Origin of the sequence: Paenibacillus tuaregi (assembly GCF_900086655.1) — a bacterium.
GTDB classification, from domain to species: domain Bacteria; phylum Bacillota; class Bacilli; order Paenibacillales; family Paenibacillaceae; genus Fontibacillus; species Fontibacillus tuaregi.
Window position 1 is genome coordinate 5026999 of the sequence record NZ_LT575476.1, and the last position, 23877, is coordinate 5050875.

22 protein-coding genes are annotated in these 23877 nt (G+C 51.4%); 8 read left to right on the top strand and 14 right to left on the bottom strand.

The genetic code is table 11. From position 1 onward, the window contains the following. Positions 1 to 357 precede the first annotated feature (357 nt). From BN6628_RS22600 to cidR, 8 genes are all read right to left on the bottom strand, one after another. Positions 358 to 2520 (bottom strand): MMPL family transporter, encoded by a 2163-nt coding sequence (locus tag BN6628_RS22600; protein ID WP_068622569.1) that lies wholly within the window; start codon positions 2518 to 2520, stop codon positions 358 to 360. Positions 2521 to 3016: 496 nt separating this feature from the next. Further along, positions 3017 to 4900 carry an ABC transporter ATP-binding protein gene (locus BN6628_RS22605; RefSeq protein ID WP_068620797.1) on the bottom strand — a complete coding sequence of 628 codons (1884 nt, stop codon included), beginning with the start codon at positions 4898 to 4900 and terminating at the stop codon, positions 3017 to 3019. Beyond that, the gene (locus BN6628_RS22610; RefSeq protein WP_068620799.1) at positions 4897 to 6624 is read right to left on the bottom strand and encodes an ABC transporter ATP-binding protein; all 1728 of its coding nucleotides are present in this window, start codon (positions 6622 to 6624) and stop codon (positions 4897 to 4899) included. The genes BN6628_RS22605 and BN6628_RS22610 overlap by 4 nt, the downstream gene beginning before the upstream one ends. 33 nt (positions 6625 to 6657) lie before the next feature. Next, positions 6658 to 7128 (bottom strand): MarR family winged helix-turn-helix transcriptional regulator, encoded by a 471-nt coding sequence (locus tag BN6628_RS22615; protein WP_068620801.1) that lies wholly within the window; start codon positions 7126 to 7128, stop codon positions 6658 to 6660. Between the two features lie 372 nt (positions 7129 to 7500). After that, entirely contained in the window at positions 7501 to 8346 is an 846-nt protein-coding gene (gene pdaA / locus BN6628_RS22620) for a delta-lactam-biosynthetic de-N-acetylase (protein WP_082927025.1), read from the bottom strand. A 283-nt stretch (positions 8347 to 8629) separates the two neighbouring features. After that, complete coding sequence (locus tag BN6628_RS22625) at positions 8630 to 10033, bottom strand: branched-chain amino acid transporter BcaP (protein WP_068620803.1); 1404 nt, start codon at positions 10031 to 10033, stop codon at positions 8630 to 8632. A 199-nt stretch (positions 10034 to 10232) separates the two neighbouring features. Next, positions 10233 to 10667 carry an Rrf2 family transcriptional regulator gene (locus tag BN6628_RS22630; protein WP_068620804.1) on the bottom strand — a complete coding sequence of 145 codons (435 nt, stop codon included), beginning with the start codon at positions 10665 to 10667 and terminating at the stop codon, positions 10233 to 10235. Between the two features lie 76 nt (positions 10668 to 10743). Beyond that, on the bottom strand, positions 10744 to 11640 hold the full coding sequence (cidR, locus tag BN6628_RS22635) for a cidABC operon transcriptional activator CidR (protein ID WP_187386151.1): 897 nt from the start codon (positions 11638 to 11640) through the stop codon (positions 10744 to 10746). A gap of 135 nt (positions 11641 to 11775) precedes the next feature. On the opposite strand from cidR, the gene BN6628_RS22640 reads away from it, so the two are divergent. Continuing rightward, entirely contained in the window at positions 11776 to 12144 is a 369-nt protein-coding gene (locus BN6628_RS22640) for a CidA/LrgA family protein (protein ID WP_068622571.1), read from the top strand. Further along, a complete protein-coding gene (locus BN6628_RS22645) occupies positions 12141 to 12824 on the top strand; it encodes a CidB/LrgB family autolysis modulator (protein WP_068620807.1) in 684 nt (227 codons plus the stop codon). Before BN6628_RS22640 ends, BN6628_RS22645 begins: the two co-directional genes overlap by 4 nt. Before the next feature lie 30 nt (positions 12825 to 12854). Here BN6628_RS22645 and BN6628_RS22650 read toward each other — a convergent pair whose 3' ends face one another. Together BN6628_RS22650 and BN6628_RS22655 are read right to left on the bottom strand one after the other, a co-directional pair. Further along, positions 12855 to 13577, bottom strand: coding sequence for a hypothetical protein (locus BN6628_RS22650; protein WP_068620809.1), 723 nt, complete (start codon positions 13575 to 13577; stop codon positions 12855 to 12857). 10 nt (positions 13578 to 13587) lie between these two features. Continuing rightward, a complete protein-coding gene (locus BN6628_RS22655; RefSeq protein ID WP_068620811.1) occupies positions 13588 to 14136 on the bottom strand; it encodes an NAD(P)H-dependent oxidoreductase in 549 nt (182 codons plus the stop codon). A gap of 169 nt (positions 14137 to 14305) precedes the next feature. Here BN6628_RS22655 and BN6628_RS22660 point away from each other — a divergent pair, with 169 nt between their 5' ends. Both BN6628_RS22660 and BN6628_RS22665 read left to right on the top strand, forming a co-directional pair. Further along, positions 14306 to 14941, top strand: a complete 636-nt coding sequence (locus BN6628_RS22660) for an HlyD family efflux transporter periplasmic adaptor subunit (RefSeq protein WP_068620813.1) — start codon at positions 14306 to 14308, stop codon at positions 14939 to 14941. A gap of 9 nt (positions 14942 to 14950) precedes the next feature. Beyond that, positions 14951 to 16519, top strand: a complete 1569-nt coding sequence (locus BN6628_RS22665) for a DHA2 family efflux MFS transporter permease subunit (RefSeq protein ID WP_082927026.1) — start codon at positions 14951 to 14953, stop codon at positions 16517 to 16519. Between the two features lie 299 nt (positions 16520 to 16818). Here BN6628_RS22665 and BN6628_RS22670 read toward each other — a convergent pair whose 3' ends face one another. Beyond that, complete coding sequence (locus tag BN6628_RS22670; protein ID WP_082927154.1) at positions 16819 to 17151, bottom strand: DUF6054 family protein; 333 nt, start codon at positions 17149 to 17151, stop codon at positions 16819 to 16821. Between the two features lie 195 nt (positions 17152 to 17346). Between BN6628_RS22670 and BN6628_RS22675 the strand changes: the two genes are divergently transcribed. From BN6628_RS22675 to BN6628_RS22685, 3 genes are all read left to right on the top strand, one after another. Continuing rightward, positions 17347 to 17850 (top strand): ferritin, encoded by a 504-nt coding sequence (locus BN6628_RS22675; protein ID WP_068620817.1) that lies wholly within the window; start codon positions 17347 to 17349, stop codon positions 17848 to 17850. 139 nt (positions 17851 to 17989) lie between these two features. Then, the gene (locus tag BN6628_RS22680) at positions 17990 to 18412 is read left to right on the top strand and encodes an RrF2 family transcriptional regulator (protein ID WP_068620819.1); all 423 of its coding nucleotides are present in this window, start codon (positions 17990 to 17992) and stop codon (positions 18410 to 18412) included. A gap of 66 nt (positions 18413 to 18478) precedes the next feature. Next, the gene (locus BN6628_RS22685) at positions 18479 to 19126 is read left to right on the top strand and encodes a nitroreductase family protein (RefSeq protein ID WP_392397652.1); all 648 of its coding nucleotides are present in this window, start codon (positions 18479 to 18481) and stop codon (positions 19124 to 19126) included. A 242-nt stretch (positions 19127 to 19368) separates the two neighbouring features. On the opposite strand, the gene ant(6) is transcribed toward BN6628_RS22685, so the two are convergent. Both ant(6) and BN6628_RS22695 read right to left on the bottom strand, forming a co-directional pair. Further along, on the bottom strand, positions 19369 to 20226 hold the full coding sequence (ant(6), locus tag BN6628_RS22690; RefSeq protein WP_068620823.1) for an aminoglycoside 6-adenylyltransferase: 858 nt from the start codon (positions 20224 to 20226) through the stop codon (positions 19369 to 19371). Positions 20227 to 20640: 414 nt separating this feature from the next. Beyond that, positions 20641 to 21576, bottom strand: coding sequence for a DMT family transporter (locus tag BN6628_RS22695; protein WP_068620825.1), 936 nt, complete (start codon positions 21574 to 21576; stop codon positions 20641 to 20643). 248 nt (positions 21577 to 21824) lie between these two features. Here BN6628_RS22695 and BN6628_RS22700 point away from each other — a divergent pair, with 248 nt between their 5' ends. Further along, on the top strand, positions 21825 to 22907 hold the full coding sequence (locus tag BN6628_RS22700; RefSeq protein WP_068620827.1) for a suppressor of fused domain protein: 1083 nt from the start codon (positions 21825 to 21827) through the stop codon (positions 22905 to 22907). A 141-nt stretch (positions 22908 to 23048) separates the two neighbouring features. Here the strand turns inward: BN6628_RS22700 and BN6628_RS22705 are convergent, their stop codons facing one another. Beyond that, positions 23049 to 23870: a metallophosphoesterase gene (locus BN6628_RS22705; RefSeq protein ID WP_068620830.1), complete on the bottom strand. Its 822-nt coding sequence runs from the start codon at positions 23868 to 23870 to the stop codon at positions 23049 to 23051. Between the last annotated feature and the right edge of the window lie 7 nt (positions 23871 to 23877).

A 23877-nucleotide genomic window follows, 5' to 3' on the forward strand; every position in this document is an offset into this window, starting at 1 on the left:
CTTCCGATCACTGTTGCTCCCAGATTCCTTGTATTGTAGCTTCAGGGTGGGAATCCGGGAGCAAAGGCGAACGCTTCGCTTCTTCAGGACGATTCCGCTGCCTCCGCTGCTGTAGTGCTTGGAAGATATGGAAGCGGAAGTACAGTTCCTGCCGGACTACCGCTGCTGGTCGCTTGCTTTAATCTGGCGATTCTCACCGCGCACAGCTCTCAACGTGGCAGTTTGGCGCTGCATAACAAAGGCTCGTCCGCTCTTGCATCACCTCGAATCACTTGAAAAAGGAGCTGTTCCCCTCAGCAGATATATCTGCCTATGGGAACAGCTCCTTTTTTTTAAGCGGGCCTGTGCCGATCTCAACTACATATCCGCACTTACCGGTCTCTCCTTCACCACTTCATGCTTGCCCGGCCAGAAAGCCCAGCGGCCAAGCAGGACAGTAATTGCCGGTACGAGGAATGGACGGACAATAAAGGTATCGAGCAGCACGCCTACGGCTGTGATGATGCCAAAGTGCACAAGCACCTGAATCGGCAGGCTGGCAAGGACGGCGAAGGTGCCGGCCAGAATAATGCCCGCCGAAGTGATTACAGCCCCCGTCTCACTTACACCTTCTTTGACGGCCTGTTTAAGCGGCATATGCTTTCTTTTCTCCCAGATGCTAGAGATCATAAAGATGTTATAGTCTTCACCCAACGCCACCAGGAAGACGAAGGAGTACAGCGGAATGGCGCCCTGAATCGCTTCAGCCCCCAATCCATAGTGCAGGATAACCCAACCGAGGCCGAGTGCCGAGAAATAGGACAGAATTACGGTAAGCACCAGGTACACGGTAGCCACTACCGAACGCAGGTAGATGAGCAGCAGCAGCGTGATCAAGCCGATTACAACCGGGATAATGATCCGGGTGTCCCGGTCGCCCGTGACCTTGGTGTCGTACTGGGCTGCCGTGGCCCCGCTGATCCAGACCGCCTGATCCGGGGAGGATACACCCGAACTGGCAAGCGACTGTTCCGCCATTGCCCGCAGATCTGGGATATGGTTCATCGCTTCCATCGAGTAAGGATTCATCTTCAGCTGAAGGTCATAACTAAGAATGTTCGGGTTCATCTTACCCTTCTGCGGCATGCCAACCTGATCCACATAATCCAGTTGGGCGAGCTTGCCCTCAAGGTCGGTTGCCTGGCCCTGGGTATCAACCATCAGCTTAACGGGAGCCAGCTCTCCCTTGGAGAACTGCTGTCCAATAAGATCAAAGCCTTCGCGGGAAGCCATGTTCTTCGGAAATGACGACAAAAGATCATACGTATACCTGATCTGGGATGAGAACGAAGCAAGAACTCCCAGAACGAGGACGGTAACCAGCATAACAACCCAAGGCCTCTGAACAACGACGCTCCCAATACGCATCCGGCTCTGCCGGGGTTCACGGACAGGTCTGGCCTTCGCAAGGGCACGCTCCTGCTCCATCTCCGGTGTGCGGGGGACAAACGGCCAGAAGGAGGCTCTGCCGAAGATCGCCAATAGAGCAGGAACCAGCGTAAGGCTTGCAATAAACATAATAAGAATTGAAATACTGAAGGGCACTGCGAACCGGTGATAAGCTCCATACTCGGCGAGCAGCAGAGCAAACAAGGACAGAACTACAGTAAAGCCACTCATGGCAATGGCTCCAGATGAACCTGTGATTGCCCGCTTGAGGGCTTTTCCCTTGCTGCCTTCCTCATGCAGCAGTTGGCGGAAACGGGAGATCAGGAACAAGCAGTAATCCGTTCCCGCCCCAAACAGCAGCACCGTCATGATCGAGATCGATTGCGAATCCGCGACAATCCAGCCCTTATGAGCCATTATTCCGAGGATAGGGCTTACCACCCCATAGGCGAAGCCTACGGCAATCAAGGGAATCAGTGCCAGAATCGGCGAGCGGTAGATCAGCAGCAGAATGACAAGCACAAGCACAACCGTAGACATAAGCAGCGAGAAGTCCGCATTCTTGAACAAACCTGTAGCATCTATCGAGATACCGACTGGCCCAGTCACTCTGGCTGTCATCTCCCCGCCCGCGGTATTCTCCTCGGCAAAAGGATCGCTACCGAATTCGGACGCCGCCCGGCTCTTGAACTGCTCCAGACTCTCCTTCAGCTCATCCGTCTCTGCAGAAGCATTAAACAAGATCGGGGCAGCCAGCGTGCTTCCGTCCTTGGACAACTGAGCCTTTAATGCAGGCAGGGGCGCTTTGTGCAGCGGCACGACAAAAGACTGCTCCGGCAGGGGAGACCCTTCAGCCTGCTCTGTTAACTTCTGAATATGCAGAAGGTCCTCATCCTTCAGTCCTCCCTCCCGATGCCACACAATCAGGGCAGGCAGTCCCTTGCCATTCGGAAATTCACGTGCGGCAACAGCTTCTGCCTGAACTGATGACTTGCTTTCAGCCAGATTCGGAGAATTGTTAATTGTCTCCTTGTTCACACCTGGCCACAACAAGTTAAGCAGTCCGGCAATCAGCACCCAGATGCCCAGCATAACCCACTTGCCGCTGCGGCCAGATACCCATGCGCCAAATCCCTTCTTCTCCTGGTTCACTTGGTTTCCTCCTAATATTCAATCAATATGATGGATGAATCATTACCTAGCCCTAAATGACCCACGGGTCATTTTCAAGTCATATTATATATACCCACGGGTCAGGTAAGCAACCCAAGTGACAATAATTCACAGGAATTTAAATTTTCATACAAAAAGAGCCTTTGCTCCGCGTCAAGCGAAAGACAAAAGGCTTTTTCAGTGTAACTATATGAAATGAACTTATGAAGGTTACCTTTTGGGGTGCTGCGATGCCGAGTGTTCTTTACGACCCCTGTTGTCTCCGAAATCCTTGAACTAGATATCTAAGTAGGGGCATTTCGGAGACAAAGGCGGACGCTCCGCTTCTTCAGAATCACTCGGGATCGAAGCTGTGATCGGTTAATTCTAAAGTTCATTTTTTTATAGCACTCACGTCAAAATTTATAGATACAGCTTATCCTGCAATCTCCTGTGCTGCACCGTTCGAAAATTGGCTGTTATACAGGTCCGCATAGAAGCCGCCCTTCTCCAGCAGCTCTTCATGGGTACCCTTCTCGATCACTTGTCCGTGATTCATGACCAGGATCAAACTCGCATCCCGGATGGTCGAGAGCCGGTGGGCAATCACAAAGCTTGTTCTGTTCTTCATCAGTTCGTTCATCGCTTTCTGAATCAGCACCTCTGTACGGGTGTCCACACTGCTCGTCGCTTCATCCAGGATCAGAATCGATGGATCGGCAAGAATCGCCCGGGCTATGGTCAGCAGCTGCTTTTGACCTTGGGAGATGTTCGAGGCTTCCTCATTGAGGACCGTATCATAACCGTCCGGCAGGGTACGGATAAAATGATCCGCATGGGCAGTCTTCGCTGCCGCCACAACCTCCTCTTCCGTAGCTCCAATCCGTCCGTAGGCGATATTGTCCCGGATCGTACCGTTGAACAGCCAGGTATCCTGAAGCACCATACCAAACATGTTCCGCAGACTTCCCCGTTTAAAGTCGGTAATGTTCACACCATCCACGGTGATTCTGCCCTCGTTCACCTCGTAAAAACGCATGAGCAGATTGATCAGCGTAGTCTTACCGGCGCCTGTCGGACCAACGATGGCAATCGTCTGTCCCATTTTTACATCGATGTTCATGTCCTCAATCAGCATGTTCTCCCCATATCCAAAGCTCACATGCTCAAACGCCACATCTCCGCGCACGTCAGCCAGTTCAGCCGGCTTCGCAGCTTCCGGTACCTCTTCCTCTTCATCAAGCAGTTCGAACACCCGCTCAGCAGAGGCTACCGTGGATTGGATAATGTTAGCGATATTCGCAGTCTGGGTGATAGGCATGGTGAACTGGCGCACGTATTGAATGAATGCCTGGATATCCCCGATCTCCATCGATCTCTTGGTCACCAGCAGGCCTCCAATTACGCTGATCAGAACATAACCAAGGTTCCCGATAAAGCTCATGATTGGCATAATCAGACCTGATATGAACTGGGCTTTCCAGGCGGAGTCATACAGCTTGTCGTTAATCTGGTCAAACTTCTGGATGGACTTCTCTTCACGCCCAAACGCCTTGATAATCCGGTGTCCGGTGTACATCTCTTCCACATGTCCGTTCAGTTCCCCCAGATTGCGCTGCTGGCCGATAAAATGCCCTTGAGACCGGCCGCTGATCTTCTTGATGGCCAGAAAACTGACCGGCAGTGTAACCAGTGCGATCAATGTCAGCAGCGGACTGATCGTCAGCATCATGACGATGACCCCAATAATCGTCAGCACCGCTGTAATCAGCTGAGTCAAGCTCTGCTGAAGCGTGGTGCTGATGTTGTCCACATCATTGACGGCCCGGCTGAGAATCTCCCCATTCGTGCGGGAATCGAAATACTTGAGCGGCAGTCTGCCCAGCTTGTCGTTCACATCGCGGCGCAGGTCGTATACGGTCTTCTGCGCCACCCCTGCCATCAACAACTGCATAACATAAGTGAACAGGGAGCTGATCACATACAGCCCCAGGAGCAGCATAACAATCTGCCAGATGTAATCGAAATCGATATGCGCACCAGGTACGCCGCGCATCCGGCCAATAATCCCATTAAGCAGTTCGGTCGTGGCTTTACCCATGATCTTCGGACTCACAATGCTGAATATCGTACTCAGCACCGCCATGCCGATCACGGCGAGAATCTGGCCCCGGTGAGGTCTCAGGTAGCTGAGGAGCCTTCTTAAAGTTCCTTTGAAATCCTTGGCCTTCTCCCCTGGCATAACCATGCCCGGCCCTCCAGGTCCATGGCCTCTGCCGAATCCTCCGCCCGCAGGTCTCGATCTTTGCTGCTCACTCATGCGATCTCCTCCTCTGACAGCTGGGAGTACACGATCTCCCGGTATACTTCACTGGTCTCCAGCAGCTCGCGGTGTGTGCCTATGCCCGCTATACGGCTCTCATCCATGACAATGATCCGGTCGGCATCCTTCACCGTGCTGACCCGTTGGGCCACAATAATAACGGTGGATTCCCGGGTCTCCTCCTTCAGGGCAGCCCTCAGCTTCGCATCGGTCTTGAAATCAAGCGCCGAGAAGCTGTCGTCAAAAATATAAATTTCCGGCCGCCGCACCAAGGCTCTGGCAATAGACAGGCGCTGCTTTTGGCCCCCGGAGACATTGTTGCCCCCTTGAGAAATTTCAGCCTCATAGCCCTTATCCATCTCTGCGATGAAATCCGCAGCCTGGGCAATGCGGGCCGCATGCTCGATCTCCTCATCCGATGCCGATTCATTCCCGTATCTGATGTTGTCTGCAATCGTCCCCGTAAATAGTACAGCTTTCTGCGGCACAAAGCCGATTTTGGCCCGAAGATCCGCTTGGGACAGGTTCCGCACATCCTGACCATCCACAAGCACAGCGCCGCTGTCTGCTTCATAGAAGCGCGGGATTAGGCTGATCAAGGTAGATTTCCCTGACCCCGTACCTCCGATAATCGCCGTAACCTCCCCCGGCTTGGCGCTGAAGCTGATGTCCGATACAGCCGGCTGTTCCGCGCCAGGATAGCTGAAGCTGACATTCTGGAACTCCACATATCCTTTTTGTTCTGAGGCCTTCTCCGCGTGTTCGGCATCCTTAATGACTGGCTGTGTGTCCAACACCTCATTGATACGGGCTGCCGAAGCAGAAGCTCTTGGAATCATAACGAACATCACCGAGACCATGATGAACGAGAACATAATCTGCATCGCATACTGCAGGAACGCCATGAGATCACCAACATTCATGCTCCCGTTATTGATCCGCAGACCCCCGTACCAGATGATCGCGATAGACGAAACGTTCAGCACCAGCATCATAGTTGGCATCATTGCAGCCATAATCTTATTTACCTTAATGGAAGTCTCAGTTAAGTCGAAGTTCGCCTTCTCGAACCGTTTGGCTTCATGCTCAGTCCGGTTAAAGGAGCGGATAACCCGGATTCCGGTCAATCCTTCGCGAAGCACCAAATTCAGACGGTCAATTCTTTTCTGAATCAATTTGAAGAGCGGAATTCCCCGGCCAGCGATGAGGAATATCGCACCAACCAGAACGGGAATTACGATAACAAAAACCAGGGATAACGTCTTGTCCTTGGACATCGCCATAATAATTCCCCCGATGGCAAGCAGGGGGGCGCTGACCATCATGCGCATCATCATAAGCAGAACCTGCTGCAGCTGTGTAATATCATTCGTTGTGCGTGTGATCAGCGATGCGGTACCAAGCTTGTCGAACTCCTCCAGAGAGAAGCGCTCGACGTGGCCAAACACCTTGCTGCGCAGGTCCCTGCCGAACCCGGAGGAAACCTTGGATGAGAAATAACTGGCAGCAATGGAGGCGGCAATACCTCCAAAAGCAACAAGGATCATAAACAGGCCAATACGCCAAATGTAATTGGTGTCACCCTGAGCCACGCCTTTATCCACAATATCCGCCATCAAGGTGGGCAGATACAGCTCAGTCATCGACTGCAGGAATAACAGCACAACGACAAAGATCAGCGGCATACGGAACGGCTTAAGATAACGAAAAACTTTGATCATGGACAACTCTCCTCTCCCGAACGGGCCCTGAATCTATTCCTTCTTCTCTTCTTCCCGGCCCGGATAATCACTCAGAAAACGGCCTACCTTCTCCAGCAGCTCCGAGAGCTGCTCACTCTGTTCCTCACCCAAGTATTCATACAACTCTATAAACCGGCCGAAGAACGCCTGCATCGCCTTCTCCGTAAGGTCCATTCCCTGCTGAGTCAGCTTGACCCGGACGGCCCTGCGGTCGTTCGAGTCCATTCTGCGTTCCACCAAGCCCTCAGCCTCAAGGCTGTTAATCAGCTGGGTTACGGTAGGCGACGTCACTTCCAGGGCACTGCTAAGCTCGGACACACTGAAGCCTTCTTCATGATTCTTCATCCCCCTCTTGATGTAGAACAGCAGCCTCATTTCACTCGGCTTGCATCCGCCTACCGAAGGCCTGCGCCAGTCCGCTTTGCGGGCACGATTGAAGGCATCAAACAGCCTCTGCGCTTTGGGATTATCATGAATACTCAAATTTTCACCTTCTTTATCGTTATTTAAGTTAGCTAATATTTAGGTTACCTACTATATTGCAAAGCTAATTATATTCCGCCCTCTGAGCAAAGTCAATTTTCAGTTTAGAGCTTGTCTAGCGCTAGTCCATGACAAAAAAGAGGCGCCCCAGTAGGCAGCCCCTCATTTTGTTTAGGAGATCGGTGTGTGTGTTCGTAAAGACTTCAGAGCAAACGCCCGCTCCCCTCGCTATTGGTTTTGGATTTCTTGAATTATCAACAGTGAATGAAATCCAAAACCAAAGGCGACGACTAGCGCTTGGCCGCGGGTCGTTCAACTCTTAAGCAGACTTTGGCTTAAATCCCCGCCATAGCTTGCTTATTTAGGGGAAGATCACTTCTTTCCCGGTTGACCTCCCGGCTGACCTGGCTTAACCGTGTCCGGCTTGGCCGCATCGGCCTTGCCAGGCAGATCATTCAGGCTTTTGAACGTGTAGCCCTGTCTTCTCGCCTCATCAATGATGTTCCCAAGCGCATCGGTGTTGTCCTTGGAAATTGCGTGAATCAGCAGCACTGCTCCGGGATGAAGCTGGCTGACCACTTTCTTGAAGGCGTAAGCGCCCCCCTTCTGGTCATTCACATCCCAGTCCTTGTATGCCAAAGACCAGAACACATTCGTGTACCCGTACTGTCGGGTAACGCTCAGCGTCCGCTCATCAAATATGCCTCTCGGCGGGCGCAGATAAACCATCTCCTTAATACCGGTTACCTCCGTCACCGCCTGCTTGACCTTGTCCAGCTCCTCTTTGATTTTCTCATTGGAGATCGTGGTCATGTCCGGGTGGCTCCATGAGTGGTTGCCGATAATATGCCCCTCTGCGGCCATGCGCTTAACCAGCTCCGGTTGGTCCTTGACATAATGGCCGGTAATGAAAAAAGCCGCCGGCACTTTCTTCGCCTTCAAAGTGTCCAAAATAATGGAGGTATACCCCTTGTTCTCATACCCGTTATCAAACGTAAGGTAGATATCTTTCTTCCTGGTATCTCCTGTGAAGATAGCCCCGTTCTTATCAATTATGTCCTTAAAGCCTTCCTCGTTGATGGACGGAAGACTCCCGTTCACACTCTTCTTAAACCCAAAGTGGAAGGGTCCGTCGGCCAACACGGGTTGAGCCGATCCTGCCAAACCGATCCCCGCGCCGAGACACAGCGCTAATACCAACCTGAAGATTCGTTTCATGTGTATGCTCCCTTGTACATTTTCATCTTGATTGTCAGACCTGTCATCTGATCCTTCACACACCATTAAGTTCTGTATGCGGAGCCATTTCTATACTTCCTGCGGCAAAATTATCAATATCATGTTTGGCAGCAAAATTAAAAACGGGCTCTGTCATCAAAGACAAAAGCCCGTCCTGTATACAAGATCAACTTAAACGCAGGGCATCAGCCCTTAAGAAACCAGAGCAGCAGCGGTCGTAAGAACATTTTGCGACTTGCCATCAATCAAACGAACGATTCCGCTACTCCTCTTCTGTATTCCCAGATGCAAGCCGGCTGCTTCGTACGCTGTAGCTGAAGTAAATAATCAGGCCAATCACCATCCACACCAGGAAGGCCTCCCAGGTTACGAGCGGCAGACTGAACAACAGATAACCACAGCAGAGAATGGCCAGAAGCGGAATCACCGGAACCCATGGAACCCGGAAGGAGCGCTTCAGGTTTGGCTGGGTTTTCCGAAGAATAATAATCCCAATCGCTACCGACACAAAGGCAAACAGCGTTCCGATACTGACGAGGTCAGACAGCCTGTCCAGCGGCAGCACTCCCGCGAAGAAGGCCACAACAATCCCGGTTGCCCAGGTGCTGACCGTAGGTGCCTTTGTCTTCGGATTCAGCTTGGACAGACGTTTCGGAAGCAGGCCGTCGCGTCCCATGGCATATACCAGACGGGTCTGACCATACAGCAGCACGAACAGTACGGTAGTAATACCGACAATAGCACCCAGTGAAATAAACCCGGCAATCCAGTTCTGATGAATGAACTGAATAGCGAAGGCTACCGGATTCTTAACATCCAGCAAATGATAAGGCACGATCCCCGTCAGCACAGCTGTAACCAGCACGTACAGCAGCGCACACACGATCAGGGAAGCAATGATGCCTCTTGGCAGGTCCTTCTGCGGATTGCGAACCTCCTCAGCAGCGGTTGCCACAACATCAAAGCCGATATACGCAATGAATGCGGTAGCTGCTCCGGTAACGACCCCGCCGAAGCCAAACGGCATGAACGGGGTCCAGTTCACGGGCTTCACATAGAAGACACCAACAACCAGGAACAACACGATAACCGCGATTTTAAGCACAACCATGATCGTGTTAATCCGGGTTGACTCCTTCGCTCCCCTGGAGACCAGGAACGTCAGCAGCAGGGCGATAATCACTGCGGGCAGGTCAATAAGCGTTCCCTTATCCGCATTAAATGCACTTGTTATCGCATGCGGCAGGTTGATACCAAAGCCCGACAGCAGCCCCTGGAAATACCCTGACCAGCCGCTGGCGACCATAGAGGCCGCAAAGCCGTATTCCAGAATCAAATCCCAACCCAGGATCCATGCAATAATCTCCCCGAATGTGGCATAGCTGTAGGTGTATGCACTCCCGGACACCGGTACCATGGAGGCCAGCTCTGCATAACAGAGGGCACAGAAGGAACAGACCAGGCCCGCAATAATAAAGGACAGGATCAGCGCCGGTCCGGCGTGCTGGGCTGCGGCGACACCGGTCATAACAAATATGCCGGTGCCCACCACGCAGCCGATACCAAGCATGGTGAGATCAAATGCTCCCAGCTCTTTTTTCAAGGTACCACCCTTGTCTTTCAATTCCATCATCGACGTGATGGATTTCTTCCTCATTACACTCATAAATGAAATACCCCTGTTCTCTTGTTAGTTGGATCCAAGATGGATAATCTAATCCACTTATTATAAGGAATTTAACCAAACAAAAATAGAATACGCTGTGAGGAAATATATTACATTAAAATCACAACCGCTTCCACACAAAAAACACCCGTCTTGAGCGGGTGTCCTGACTAAACTTGCGTCTGTACAAAGTCCCCTTCTAGTTGGCGGCTGCCCTGCGGACAAGATCGGAAACGACCTGATTCATCGTTATTGAGGAAAGCTCCTGCTCCATCGCATTCTGAGCCCGGGTGAACGCCGTCTCCAAGGTGTCTTGAATATTTCTCCCAACCTGGCAATCCGGGTTCGGATTGCTGTGAATGGAGAAAAGCTCATCCGATATATCCACCTGTACCGCACGGTACACATCGAGCAGGGTTATCTGCTCCAGCGGACGCGCAAGCTTCGCACCGGCAACACCTGCCGAGGTGGTCACCAGGCCTGCACGGCTCAGCATGCTCATAATCCGGCGGATAACTACAGGGTTCGTATTCACACTGCCTGCAATGTAATCGGAAGTGATCCGGCCTTCCTTCTCTATATCCAGCAGGGACAATATATGCACTGCTACAGAAAAACGGCTGCTGATCGCCATATGTTGTCTAACCTCCCCATGCTTGAATTGGCAAAAATCTACCCTAAGTATATCAGAGATTACACACGCTTACTTGTTATTTCCGGCCTGCATCTGATAAGACCTCTCCCGCAAAACGAATCCATTCCCGGGCGGCAAACGACAAATACCGGTCCTCCCTCCAGATAATTCCCAAATTCCACGGAATGACCGGATTCACGAGCGGAAGAATAGCGACCCTGGACGGGTCCACCTCCCGGCATACCGTCTCCGGCAGCAGCGCAATCCCCAGGTTGGCTGCTACCATCTCGCTGATCAAGTCCCATTGGGAGCTTTCATAGACCACTCTCGGCTGAAATCCAACGCGGACACACTCCGCAATAATCCGGTCATGGAGTACAAAATCCTCCCGGAACAGCACAAAGGATTCCCCGGCAAGCTCGATCAGCGGCGCCTCCTTCAACCCGGAGAGCCGGTGAGTGGGATGAACAAGCAGATTCAACTTCTCTTCCACAAAGGAGAAATACTCGATGCCTTCCATCTTCAGAGGCAGCACCGCAATGCCCACATCCAGCGCGCCGCTGGCCACATCTGCCTCCACCTTCTTCGCTCCATCCTCGAACAATTGAATGGTGATGTCGGGATATTTCTTATGGAACTGCCCGATCACTGTCGGAAAGAAGCTTGCGCCCACCATCGGGGGAAGCCCGATACGGATATGCCCTTTCTTCAGGTTGCGCAGATCGTCCAGCTCTGCCGACATATTATTGAACGAGGTGACAATGTTCTGAGCCTGATTCACCATGATCTGCCCGGCATCGGTCAATTCAATCCGCTTGCCAATCCGGTCGAATAGAACAACCCCCAGCTCTTCCTCCATCTGGCGGATCGTCTTGCTTATGGTCGGCTGCGTAATATACAGCGACTCCGCTGCTTTTGTAAAGCTTCGCAGTCTGGCAACCTCAATCAGATATTGCAGCTGACGTATATCCACTGGAAGACAGCCCTCCCATCCATAGACAATAGGAATGTAGAACATTCGATATATGCATTATACCTATGAAAATAAATGATGTAAAATTTCAGTACACACAGAAAATGAAAAGAGGCTTTGCAAAACATGAACGCTCTGAAGTCACTGTTCAAAGGTGTTGTGCAGGTAGCCATCCTGATCTTCATATCCATGGCTATGAACAAAATCGTGGACGTGCTCCACTTGCCCATACCCGGAAGTATCCTTGGTATTGCTGTAATCTTCACGCTGTTAAAGACCCGGGTTATAAAGCTTGAATGGATTGAGCAGGGAGCCAACTGGCTGCTCGCTGAACTGCTCCTGTTCTTCATTCCAGCCGCTGTCGGCGTAATGAAATACATTCCGATGCTGGAAAGCGATGGAGTGCGCATTCTGATTGTGGTTATTTTCAGCACTTTTATTGTTATGGCTAGCTCCGGGCTGACCGCATCCCGCATTGCTAAGCGAAAGGAGAACCAATCATGATTACCGGATTACTCTGTCTGCTCATTACTATAGCATTGTATTACGTATGCAAAAGAGTGTACAAGGTGAAATCCAGCGTCTATCTGTCCCCGCTGCTGGTGACCCCGGTGATTCTGATCATCGGGCTGCTGCTCGCCCATATCCCTTACGAGACCTATAACGCCGGGGGAAAATGGCTCAGCAGTCTCCTGCAGCCGGCTACAATCGCTTTCGCCATTCCACTGTACAAATATTACAATGTGCTCAAGAAGCATGCCGCTCTGATCCTGGTCAGCGTCCTATCCGGCTCCGTCGTTGCCATCGTGTCCTCCCTGCTGCTCGCCCAGAGCATGCATCTGGACAACGCGCTGGTGAGCAGCCTTGTTCCGCGCTCTGTGACCACACCGATCGCTATGAGCGTATCTCAGGTCATCGGCGGCGTGCCGAACATCACCGCAGTGTTCGTGATTATCACCGGTCTGCTCGGCTCCATTATCGGCCCGATGATCGTAAAGATGTTCCGTATCGACAACGAGGTCGCCCGCGGCGTGCTGCTTGGAACAGGAGCTCACGGTACCGGAACCTCCAAGGCGTTCGAGCTGAGCTCTTTAAGTGGAACCATCTCGAGCATCTCGATGATCGTTGCCGCCTTGTTCACACTCGGAGCAGCACCGCTGATCCTGTCACTATTCAGCCGCTAATTCCAGCGGCATACCAAGAACCGCAGTGGCCTATGGCTGCCGCGGTTCTTTGTGATTCTGCTGCTCTCTAGCCTCGCTCTGCTTCTCCAGAATTCGCCGCAGCGCTTCCCGGTAGGCCTGATCAGAGTCCGGCTTGACCTGAAGTTCCTCCTGCTGCTCTTCTACAGGCAGAGCCTCCTCAGGGCTGGCCATCTGGCGAAGGGCCTGACGGTACATCTCATCCCCACTCTTTCGGGGGACTGAGAGCCCTGCACCCTCTCTCATTACGGAGGGTTCCCTTCTCGCTTCCGTTGGAGACTCCGGGCGTTCTGACCTGTATGCAATACGGTCATAGTCCAGTCCAGCCTTATGCCCGGGTGTATCTTGGATTGGATACGCAGGGCCCGACAAATCCTCGCTCTCATGCCGCACCCCTGTGTGCTCCTGGGATTTAGTCTGGTTCTGAACCTGACCTGAAGCCCGGCTCAAATCATGCGTATGAACGGTTGGGGCAGCAGGTGATGTCGGAGAGTAAGCCTGACCCCTTTCGGCCTGTCCGGGAACCCCGGGCTGCTGTCCCAGCCCGACCTGTCCCATATCTGATGGATGACTCTCTCGTGCCTGCACGAGATCAGGAGTTTTCTCACGCGCCGGAGCTTTATCCCGCGCCGCCTCCTTTGTTCCTGCTTCCCGCTCTTTTTTACCATTCTTCACGTTAAAGATCACAAGAAACACAATACCCGCCAGTACAAGTACAAAAAGACCGTATAACATAGAGCGCCCCTTATCTGGATTCGGCATCCGCTAATTTACCCGCAACCTCGGCCACCCGTTGTCCTAGGGCCCGTCCGAGTGCAAGATCATTCCCCGAGGGCAGATTTGGCGGGTCATGCGGGGATGTCTCGACCGGGCAGGTTACGCCTACCCCGTAATAGGAACCATATAATGCATTCTCCCGGATATTACCCGGCAGTCCGACAATAATCATGCCTTGGTGCAGCATCGGCACGATCAGATTGAGCATGGTTGCCTCAAGCCCGCCATGCACGGTGGCTGTTGTACAGAATACCGCTCCGATCTTCCCGATGAGCTTGCCTTGGGCCCACAAGTAGCCAAGTTTATCTATCCAGGTCTTCAGGCCATCACTAATCGAGCCGAAGTGACCCGGGCATCCCCAGATAATAGCGTCCATCTCCGTAAGATCCTCCACCCGGGCAGAGCGGACATGGCTGAGATATACCTTGGCCCCAGGAATCTTGGCCCCTTCAGCAACGGATTTGGCCAATGCCTCGGTATGGCCGTTATCACTGTCATATACCACAAAGATGTTCATGGATCATTCCCCTTTGCCTTCAATTGGTCGACTTATTCATCCCCCAAACGGCTCAGATTCATGAGCCGGCAAATAACCGAATAATGGATGCCCTTTCAGGACAACCTCTTTTACAGGAACGCACTAACATCTTAACAGCAATTCCGAAAGTAGAAGGAGGCCTCACTTAATGAGTTCACGTGCCGTGCTGGTCAATGTTCTGGTTATCCTTATTATCCTTGCAGGGGCAGGAGCCGGGATCTATTACTACAACCAAAATGCCAACTATGTCAAAACCGATAACGCCCAAGTGGCCGGCCTGCCTATTAACCTCTACGCCCCGGCAGCCGGTAAGCTGGTACGCTGGGATGCCAAGGTCGGGCAAGCCTATACGGCCGGGACCCGGGTTGGAACCATTCAATCCCCGGCTGGATCGACCGATATCACACTTCCGGTTAACGGAACGGTGGTTCAGCAGTCTGGAGTTCAGAATGGACTCGTAGCCGCCGGAACACAGCTTGGCCGGGCCTATGATTTCGACAATCTGTGGATCACTGCGAATATTGAGGAGACCCGGATTAACGATATTAAAGCCGGACAGAGTGTTGATGTCTACGTTGATGCTTTCCCAGATACGGTTCTGACCGGTAGAGTGGACAGCATTGGACTTGCTACCGCCGGAACCTTCTCCCTGCTTCCAACCTCCAACACCAATGCCAATTATACGAAGGTAGCGCAGGTTATTCCGATTGTGATTAAGGTTGATGGTTATAAAGGGCTCGGCATTATTCCGGGCATGAACGCTTCGGTCAGAGTTCATATCTAGGAGGCTTCCATGGAAAATATATCGCTCGGCCGCACACTGACCGTATTGATGCTGGGAGCGTTCATTTCCATCCTGAACCAGACTCTCCTGAACGTTGCGATTCCGCATCTGATGAATGACTTTGGCGTATCGGCCACCACCGTTCAGTGGCTATCAACCGCCTATATGCTGGTGAACGGCGTGCTGATTCCGATTACCGCCTTCCTGATTGAATCGTTCGGCACCCGCTCGCTGTTTATTTCTGCCATGGCCCTGTTCGGGGTGGGATCTGTCATCTGCGCGATCAGCCCTACCTTCTCGATCATGCTGATCGGCCGGATCATCCAGGCCGGCGGGGCGGGGATCATTATGCCCCTGGTTATGAACGTCTTCCTGACCGTGTTCCCGCCGGAGAGGCGAGGCGCCGCGATGGGGACGATGGGAATCGCCATGATGTTCGCTCCCGCCATCGGTCCAACCCTGTCCGGCTGGATTGTGGAGCACTATACCTGGCGTATTCTGTTCATTATGGTGATCCCGCTAACTCTGCTTGATATTGTGCTGTCCATTCTCTGGCTCAGGAACATATCCAAGCTGTCCTCTCCAAAATTCGATCTGCTTGGTACCATCTTCTCCACGATAGGCTTCGGTTCTCTGCTGTACGGGTTCAGCTCGGCGGGAAGCAAGGGCTGGAGCAGCGGCACTGTGGTCATCTCGCTCATCACCGGAGTTCTGTTCATCCTGTTCTTCATCTTCAGAGAGCTGACGATGGACAATCCGATGCTGGAGTTCAGGGTCTTCAAGTACGACATCTTCACCGTGTCGACCTTTATCGGCTCGGCCGTTAATATGACCATGTTCGGAGCGATGCTGCTTCTGCCTATTTATTTGCAAAATATCCGGGGATTCAGCCCGCTTGATTCAGGTCTGCTGCTTCTTCCGGGCGCCCTGCTTATGGGAGTCATGTCCCCGATCTCGGGGAGCATCTTCGACAAAATCGGGGCAAGGCCGCTCGCCATTGTCGGCTTGGCTATCACCGCCCTGACTACGCTGGAGTTCAGCCGGTTAACCTCGAACACCACCTACGGCCATATTATGATGATCTACACCGTGCGAAGCTTCGGCATGTCCCTACTCATGATGTCCGTGCAGACGGAAGGGCTTAATCAGCTGCCCCGTCATCTGGGAAGCCACGGAACAGCCATGTCCAACACCGTACGGCAGATTGCCGGTTCGATTGGAACGGCCCTGCTGGTCACGGTGATGACCACGAAAACCACCGTGCATCTCGCCGATTATGGCAACACGGTCAATCTTAACAACCCGGCCGTAGTCGAACAGTTCAGCAATCTAAGCCAAGGCCTTGCGGCATCGGGAGGTCTTCCGCCCACTGTCGCTCAGGGGGCGGCCTTGCAGGTCATCTATGGACTTGCTTCCCAGGAATCCGCCATCCACGGCATTAACGATGCCTTTATCATCGCCACCTGGATTGCCGTGATCGGCCTTATTCTGTCCCTGTTCCTGCGGCGGTCGGTTAAGCCTTCCAAGCTTAAGCCGATTGAAATGCAGGAACAGGGGCACAGCCCGCTGCTGGAATGAACGGGCATGACTTTAAGCGGCGCAGAGCCGCGTGACCATCCAGGCGTTCACCTTGCTGGAAAGGCGGTGCGGACGCCGCACCCAAGCCCGGAACCCAGCGGGTGCAAAAAAAACACCCCTCACTAGGACATCGGGACAGCGTTAGTGCTGAACCTTTAATCTTTGCAAGGGGTGTTTCTTAATACAGGGGTTAGTGTAAACAGAAAATTAGAAAAGACATCAACAAACGGAAAAGCAACAAGGGAGGGGCGTTGCATTGCTTGACGGCTGTCAACCACACAATAATGAACTATGGCCAGCTAATCTCCCACAATGTAACTGCTTAAAATCAACTGCACACTGCCTGCAAAATCCTTCGAGGCGCCCCAGTCAAATGCAAAGACCATGCCCTCAGACGAACCGGTAGAGATGGCCCGGACTTCCGTAGTTCCATAAATATTATCGGCAATGACAACAAGCGCCACCCGGTTCTTGACACGAAAGAAATATTTTTCGAATATCAGCGTTCCAATCTCCCGCCCATCCCCCAGGTCGTGAAATTCCTCATGAACCAAATCGGCATCAAGACCATCCTTAACATACTGCCTTACTTGACCCGGGGTCAGACTGACCTTAAACCTGCTTTCGCTCACCTTCTGCATGTCCTCCTTAATAAAGAGTTATATAAGGCTTCTACTTGCGGTTGATCTCTACCCATAAGCCTAGCATCCGCCAGGCGGAGATTCAAATATGTGACAAGGGGGCTTCCAGAAAATAGCTGTTCAAGGTGCAAGGATATGGTAGTATAAAGTTGAATTTATACACTACTACGGAAGGGCGTGAACGCCTTGGTAAAAGAATCACTATACGAAGCTCTCAATGAACAATTCAATTTCGAACTCCACTCCGCTCATGTCTATCTGGCGATTGCCGGCTACTGCTCGGCTGTGAACTGGGATGGATTTGCCAACTTCTTTCTGGTCCAAGCCGAAGAGGAGCGGTTCCATGCTTCCAAGATCTATAAATTCCTGAATGACCGTGGAAGACGCGTGGTGCTCTCCGCACTGGAAGAGCCTAAGAATGACTACGACTCTATCCTGGATGCCTTCGAGCATGCGTATCAGCACGAACAGGTGAATACTCAGCGGATCTACCACCTCTCCGACCTTGCTCTGGATGACCGTGAGCATGCCACACTCCAATTTCTATCCTGGTTCATTGAAGAGCAGGTGGAAGAGGAAGCTCTGTTCGACGGCATTATTCAGAAGCTGAAGCGGATTGACGTGAACAGCACGGCATTCTTTGAACTGGATAAAGAATTCGGCGGACGCACCTTCTCGCCTGAAGCTTAAGGCGCGCGTTAGCAGGCTGCCCGGCCTGGGGAGAAGCTTGTTCTCCCCAGGCTTTTTCTATAATTTCTAAACTGTGCTTGAAATCACAACAGTTAAGGGATATACTGTGGATGAGTTGAGCAGAGAGGATGCAAATACCATGACAACTGATAAACTAACAGGTGCCCCTAACTTCAAATGGTTTGGTCTTGCTATCCAGTCACTGGTCGTGCTCGCTAAGCATCCAGATTGCTGCCCGAGCGGTGAAATTGCCTGCCAGCTTCAGTCGGAGCCCACTCTGCTTCGGCGGATTCTCTCCAAGCTTGCCTGTCAGGGCATTCTGGAGACCCGGGAAGGCCGGGTCGGAGGCTACCGTCTTAAGCGTTCCCCTGAGGATATTACCTTGAAAGAGGTCTATCTTGCTTTGGAGGAGAAAGGCCCTTACTGTGGTGCCATACTGGAGACTACGGGTGATCATGCCTTTGGCAGAGAGATGCATGAGTCCTTCAGCGTGATTGTGCAGGAGATTAACGACGGAGTGCTGCAGGTGCTGGAGCGCCATACTGTCGCTGATCTTATATAGTCTTTTTTTGGCTTTAACTGTGCTAATTATTGCACAGAATAAATATAAATCGTATTAGGAGTGATTATGATGAGCAACCAAATCCAAGAAGCCCAAGATCTTTACACCGTTATGAAGGAGAGACATTCTGTCCGCTCCTATGACCCTTCGGTGCGTATTTCCCGCGAAGAGTTGACTGAGATTCTGGAGCTCGCCTCCACAGCCCCATCTTCCTCCAACCTGCAGCCTTGGCGCTTTCTTGTCATTGATGACGAAGCCAAGAAGCAGGAACTGGTGCCCATTGCCTACAACCAGAAGCATGTTGCGGAAGCTGCCGCTGTCATTGCGGTTCTGGGTGATCTGGAATCCTATAAACAAACCGAGAAAATCTACAGCAAGTCGGTCGAGGCTGGCTCGCTAACGGAAGAAGCAAAGAAAGCGATTGTAGAGCGCACGGTCTCCATGTACGGCAGCCTGCCAAAAGACAAACTGCACAATATCAACCTGCTTGATGCGGGTCTTGTCTCCATGCAGCTGATGCTTGTGGCCAAGGCCAAAGGCTACGACACTGTACCTATGGGCGGCTTCGATGCAGATCAACTCAAAGCAGCATACGACCTTCCAGATACTCTGGTTCCGGCCGTATTGATCGCAATCGGCAAAGCTGCCGCACCTGGCCGGTTCACCGCGCGTCTGTCCGTGGAAGACACCACGTATTGGAATTCGGTTAAGTAATATCTGCTGGCCTGTAAGCAGCCCCTGCATGTCCTGTGGACTCTTCCAGGACTCGCGGGGGCTGCTTCGTGTATCTGGTCATATTTGAAGTCCTATGTATAATGACCAGCTTCATCTAGGCGGGCTCCTCACTTCCGGTTAGAACAGAGATGACATCTTGCGAATAGAAAGCGGGAGAACAGCATGGTTGACCGGTGAGCATGGGTGAAAAGCCGCCCTGTTATGGGCGGCCCGCTGAGCTCTTATATCCACGTATTATAAATATCTTCTGTATACTTCGTAATGGCCGCATCGTAGTCCGGATAGTCATACCCTAATCTATCGGCCACTGCTATAGAGTACTGTCTGAATAACCCGTAACAAGTGAATAAAGACCGCCACATTTCCGGATAGCCGCTTTCGGAATAGGTGGACAACAGCGTTTCCCAATCCTCCACGGGAAGATACCGGTCAATAAATTTATAGTTCTTGCCCACGCTAAAGTCGTAACCGTGCTGCGATCCAATCTGCCAGGCCATCATCCTCAGTAGATTGGGCCGTACAATCTCGTGCAGATGATCCGCGGCGAACAAGAATTCTTTTCTCGCCAAGCCTTTGACCACATAAGTCGCGGTCATCCAGAATTCATTACAGCAGTCATCAAATTCCCTTGCGGTTGGTTTCTTGATCCAATATTGCCGGTCACTCGGAGTAACGTCGTCTGTCACCAACCTATCCTTATCCAGCAGAACCTCCACCAATCCATCGCTCTGGGCAAAATACTCCTCCACCCCATGAACCGGAATAAGAGTCAGGTCCAGCTTGTTCCCATCTTCAAACAGCATGAGATAGGAGAACCAATCCCCTCCCAAGTCTGGCGGAAACAGCTCCATATCCTCAGGCTTCTGCATCATTATGCGGCGGCCAAAGATGTTAAGCCACTCATCACCCTTCTTGAAAGAATCCATATCGGTCACAAAATAGGAGATATCATAATCCTGAAAGGTATCCGGAGGGATGTTTCTGTTGGTCCGTGACCCTTCCAGGGTTACCAGCCGGATTCTGGCATCTTGCTCAGCAAAGTCTATCAGCATACGCATCATCTCTTGTTCGCTTCTCATCTTCGTTAACCGCCTCCACATTGTTAGGTAGTATAGTGCTCGCTCCCATTTCTTTGAATTTCGTAAAAACCATGTGGGTTGGTTAACCGGTGGACCACGGGGCTGGCCACCTAAACGGGCGTCCACAGCCCGTTATAACTTGTTCAGCCGCTTCTTCATAGCTCGTCCTCCTCTCTATCATGTGGGAGTCATTTTATTTTTATAATTATACCCTGATTCTTCCAATGGCCTCAAACTCCGAACGACCGCTGCCTTCACTTCGAAAACAAAAGCAGGCGGCTTGTGGCCCCCTGCTTTAACGTTCATTACTTTATTATTTCATTATTTTGCCATTCATTACTTTATTCATTACTTTAACATTCGTTGTTTCATTGTTCGTTACTTCATTACTTCATTACTTCATCGCTTTACTGCTTACTGTCCCCGCATTCCGTTTCTTCGGGAGAACGTCTCTTGGGGAAGGCACACCCCGATAACGCCTACTAGAATCATAATCGTGCCAAGAAAATGGTAATAAAATAACTGCTCCTGCAAAATCACAGCCCCCGCCCCGATTGTAACGATGGTGGACAGCTGGTTGAACACACTCATCTTGGAAGCCTCAATATGGGAGATGGCATAATTGGACAGCAGGGAAGTGAACAGTGAAGAGAGTACAGCCAGATACAAGATCGCCAGCACAAATTTTAGGCTTAGAAACGGATCTAAGTAGCTGCTCACACTCCCCTCGGAGATGTGTTGGACAAGGGACATGGCATTGAAGACCACAAATCCTATAGCGATCATTACAAAAGACACATCGGACAGCTTGAAGTTCTTCATCCATTTTCTCGCCAGGACAGTATACATTGCGGACGAGAATGCGGACAGAAGAATAAGTATTAAGCCAGCGGCATTCAATGAATGGGTCTGAGCCCCTTTCATAACGAAGATAAACACAACCCCGGCTACAGAGAGAATCATAAACAGCTTTTGCAGCAGGGTGGATCGCTCCCTTAGAAGGAATGTGGCCAGAATCATTGTAAGAATTGGAACCGTGGCTGTAACAATGCCTGCTTCAGAAGAGGAAGCATAAACAAGGCCGAAGGTCTGAAAAGCGAAGAAAAGCGCCGGGTAGAAAACCGCCAGCGGCAGAATCCGCAAAATGCTGCTCCACTGCAGCCTCAGCCTATTTCGTCCTACAACCAGCATTACCATCGCTGCAAGAAGGGAGACCGTGAACCGGTGCGCAAGAACATCCATGGGACCTGCCGCCTGAAGGGCGAGCTTCACAAAAATAAAAGAAAACCCGATTATCAGGGCGTTCAAAATCGCGGCTAAATATGCCTTGGTCATCTTATTGTTGGTCATAACTCAGTTCCTTTGCCGCCTGAAGTTAACAGGCTTTGTTAATATGTAGCATCTCTTATTTTATATGGGGAAAGTGCCCGTAACAATACAAATTCGTGGAATAAAGCCAATCACGGCCACACTGGAGGATGGCAGGACTAAAGTGTCAATTTTGCTATATCCCTCCTTGAGGGGACGGCCCTATGTTAAAATATACCGGAATAATCTTGAAAATTTCTTTGAGGACTACCGATGGGAGGAAACTGACGATGAACGTGGAGGATCAGGAAGAACGCGAAGCTCAAGCCTTGGGCTGGGATGCCATAGATGAGCAGTTGAAGGGCATTTACGGGGATCAGGAGCCGAAGCATTACGGTACGATGATCCCTTATATCCTGGGAGGACCCGACCCGCTGGACGGAATCAGCGCATACCTGCGGGCCGAGCCGGTTCCGCATTGGCATTTTGTCACCTATGGGTTCTCTGAACTCTATGAGAAGGAATCTGAGAGTGTGGAGGAAAGCGGATATGGCTTCGAGCTGACGTTCCGGCTCCGGAAGCTGGACGATGAAGACGAGCCGCCGGCCTGGGCCCTGAATCTTTTGCAGAACATGGGGAGATACGTATTTGGCAGCGGAAATACATTCAAATCCGGCGATTACCTGGATGCAAACGGGCCTATTGCGCTCGAGCACGATACAAGGCTGACCGCGCTGGCATTCATCCAAGACCCGGAGCTTCCTGAAATACAAACCCCAAATGGCAGCGTTGCTTTCCTGCAGATGGTGGGCATCACCCAGAACGAGCTTGAAGCTATGCAGGCGTGGAATACCGTTGGAGTGTTAGCCGAAGCCTTATCTTCCGGCCTGCTGCCTCTATATATTACGGACCTGTTCAGATCCTCCCTACTGGATGATGCAGAGCTAGCCCAGAAGCTCCGGCAGGGGGCCGAGCGTGAAGGCTCCAGCACCGGTTTTCTATTCGTGGACCAGCTGGGATGGGAAGAGAAGAAAGGGCTGTTCCGCGGCATAAGCTATACCCTGGTGATCGGGGCCAAGCAGGCTTCAGTGATCAGCCAGGTCCTGCCGGGAAGAGCTTTGAAAGAGCGGGCCCTTAGGCTATCCTCACGGGACACCCTTGTGGTTCTCCGCCAAGGGGATCAACCCGGCGTACAGCAACAGGAAAGCGGCATAGAGCTTGTCCTAAGTGAAGAGGCCATTCGCGAGCTCTCCACAAGGCTTACCCCGGTAGCCCAGGAATTCAAGTTAAGCAGCTTCAAGGACCTTACGGTCAAGGTCGTTCGAACTGAAATCAAGGACCAGCAGGGACGTGTGGTGGATACGATCGGGTAATCTGATTTAGATTTAGATTTTAATTTTGATTTGAAGGTCCCTCTTATATATGGAAACAAGCAGCCTCTTCCACTTCGGAACAGGCTGCTTGTTATATGATTAAGGATCTGTTAATAGACAGGACTAACTAAGCGACCTGGATCAAATTTCAATGGTCAAATAAGTATGTGATATCTCCTCATAGGCCTCCTTGGAGTGAAGCCATTCTTCCTTGTCCCCCAGGCAATTGCAAATTAACGAGGTCTCGCCCAGCCGGAACTGCTTGCGATAATGAACGTGTCCGCAAATCGCATATTTTATAGTGTGCGGGAATTCGGCAATCAGGTCGCTGTAATGCCTGCTTCCCAGAAAGGCGTTAAAGTAGTCCCAAACCTGATGAGGGGTAGGGACAATAAAGTTCTCATGGGGTACGACATGAGTAACCAGAATAATCTTTTTATCCTTATGCTGCTCAATCTGATTTCTAAGTTTCTGGTAAAAGAATTGATGAACCTCTGCAGCACTCAATCCCCAATCTGCGTAAATTTTGTCTTTCCAAATACGGCCGTTATACTTCATCTCTTGGAAATGCACTTCCGCGAATTTATCGCTCCCAAAAGAGAAGTCGTACCAGCCCACATCTCCAATCACTACCCATTCTTCATTTATATGATAAGGAGCGGCTGTGATATTTCCCTTGAACTTTTGAAGGTGGCGATAGAGAGACCAAGCGTCTTTCTCCGGGTAATCGATATTCCAAAGATCATGGTTACCCGGTACAAATAGACAGTCTACCCCTGATCTACTCTCTATTTCTTCAAGGAAGGACAGCGTAGTCGCATAATTATTGGAGACATCTCCAGCTATGATAAGCAGGTCCGTTCCGGTCTCCTGTACAATCCTGCCCAAGGCCTCCTGAATGGTCCTCTCGTTCTTTACATTGTTCTTATCGATGTGCACATCTGAAATAACGCCTATTCTCATACCTATC

Coding starts and splice junctions, on each gene's coding strand:
- BN6628_RS22655 (WP_068620811.1), bottom strand. CDS start 14,136: ATGAACATCTTTGTGGTATATGACAGTGATAACGGCCATACCGAGGCA.
- BN6628_RS22630 (WP_068620804.1), bottom strand. CDS start 10,667: ATGGCGATCAGCAGCCGTTTTTCTGTAGCAGTGCATATATTGTCCCTG.
- BN6628_RS22700 (WP_068620827.1), top strand. CDS start 21,825: ATGAACGTGGAGGATCAGGAAGAACGCGAAGCTCAAGCCTTGGGCTGG.
- BN6628_RS22685 (WP_392397652.1), top strand. CDS start 18,479: ATGATGAGCAACCAAATCCAAGAAGCCCAAGATCTTTACACCGTTATG.
- BN6628_RS22650 (WP_068620809.1), bottom strand. CDS start 13,577: ATGTTATACGGTCTTTTTGTACTTGTACTGGCGGGTATTGTGTTTCTT.
- BN6628_RS22705 (WP_068620830.1), bottom strand. CDS start 23,870: ATGAGAATAGGCGTTATTTCAGATGTGCACATCGATAAGAACAATGTA.
- BN6628_RS22660 (WP_068620813.1), top strand. CDS start 14,306: ATGAGTTCACGTGCCGTGCTGGTCAATGTTCTGGTTATCCTTATTATC.
- BN6628_RS22665 (WP_082927026.1), top strand. CDS start 14,951: ATGGAAAATATATCGCTCGGCCGCACACTGACCGTATTGATGCTGGGA.
- BN6628_RS22680 (WP_068620819.1), top strand. CDS start 17,990: ATGACAACTGATAAACTAACAGGTGCCCCTAACTTCAAATGGTTTGGT.
- BN6628_RS22610 (WP_068620799.1), bottom strand. CDS start 6,624: ATGATCAAAGTTTTTCGTTATCTTAAGCCGTTCCGTATGCCGCTGATC.
- BN6628_RS22645 (WP_068620807.1), top strand. CDS start 12,141: ATGATTACCGGATTACTCTGTCTGCTCATTACTATAGCATTGTATTAC.
- pdaA (WP_082927025.1), bottom strand. CDS start 8,346: ATGAAACGAATCTTCAGGTTGGTATTAGCGCTGTGTCTCGGCGCGGGG.
- BN6628_RS22600 (WP_068622569.1), bottom strand. CDS start 2,520: ATGCTGGGCATCTGGGTGCTGATTGCCGGACTGCTTAACTTGTTGTGG.
- BN6628_RS22625 (WP_068620803.1), bottom strand. CDS start 10,033: ATGAGTGTAATGAGGAAGAAATCCATCACGTCGATGATGGAATTGAAA.
- BN6628_RS22605 (WP_068620797.1), bottom strand. CDS start 4,900: ATGAGTGAGCAGCAAAGATCGAGACCTGCGGGCGGAGGATTCGGCAGA.
- BN6628_RS22695 (WP_068620825.1), bottom strand. CDS start 21,576: ATGACCAACAATAAGATGACCAAGGCATATTTAGCCGCGATTTTGAAC.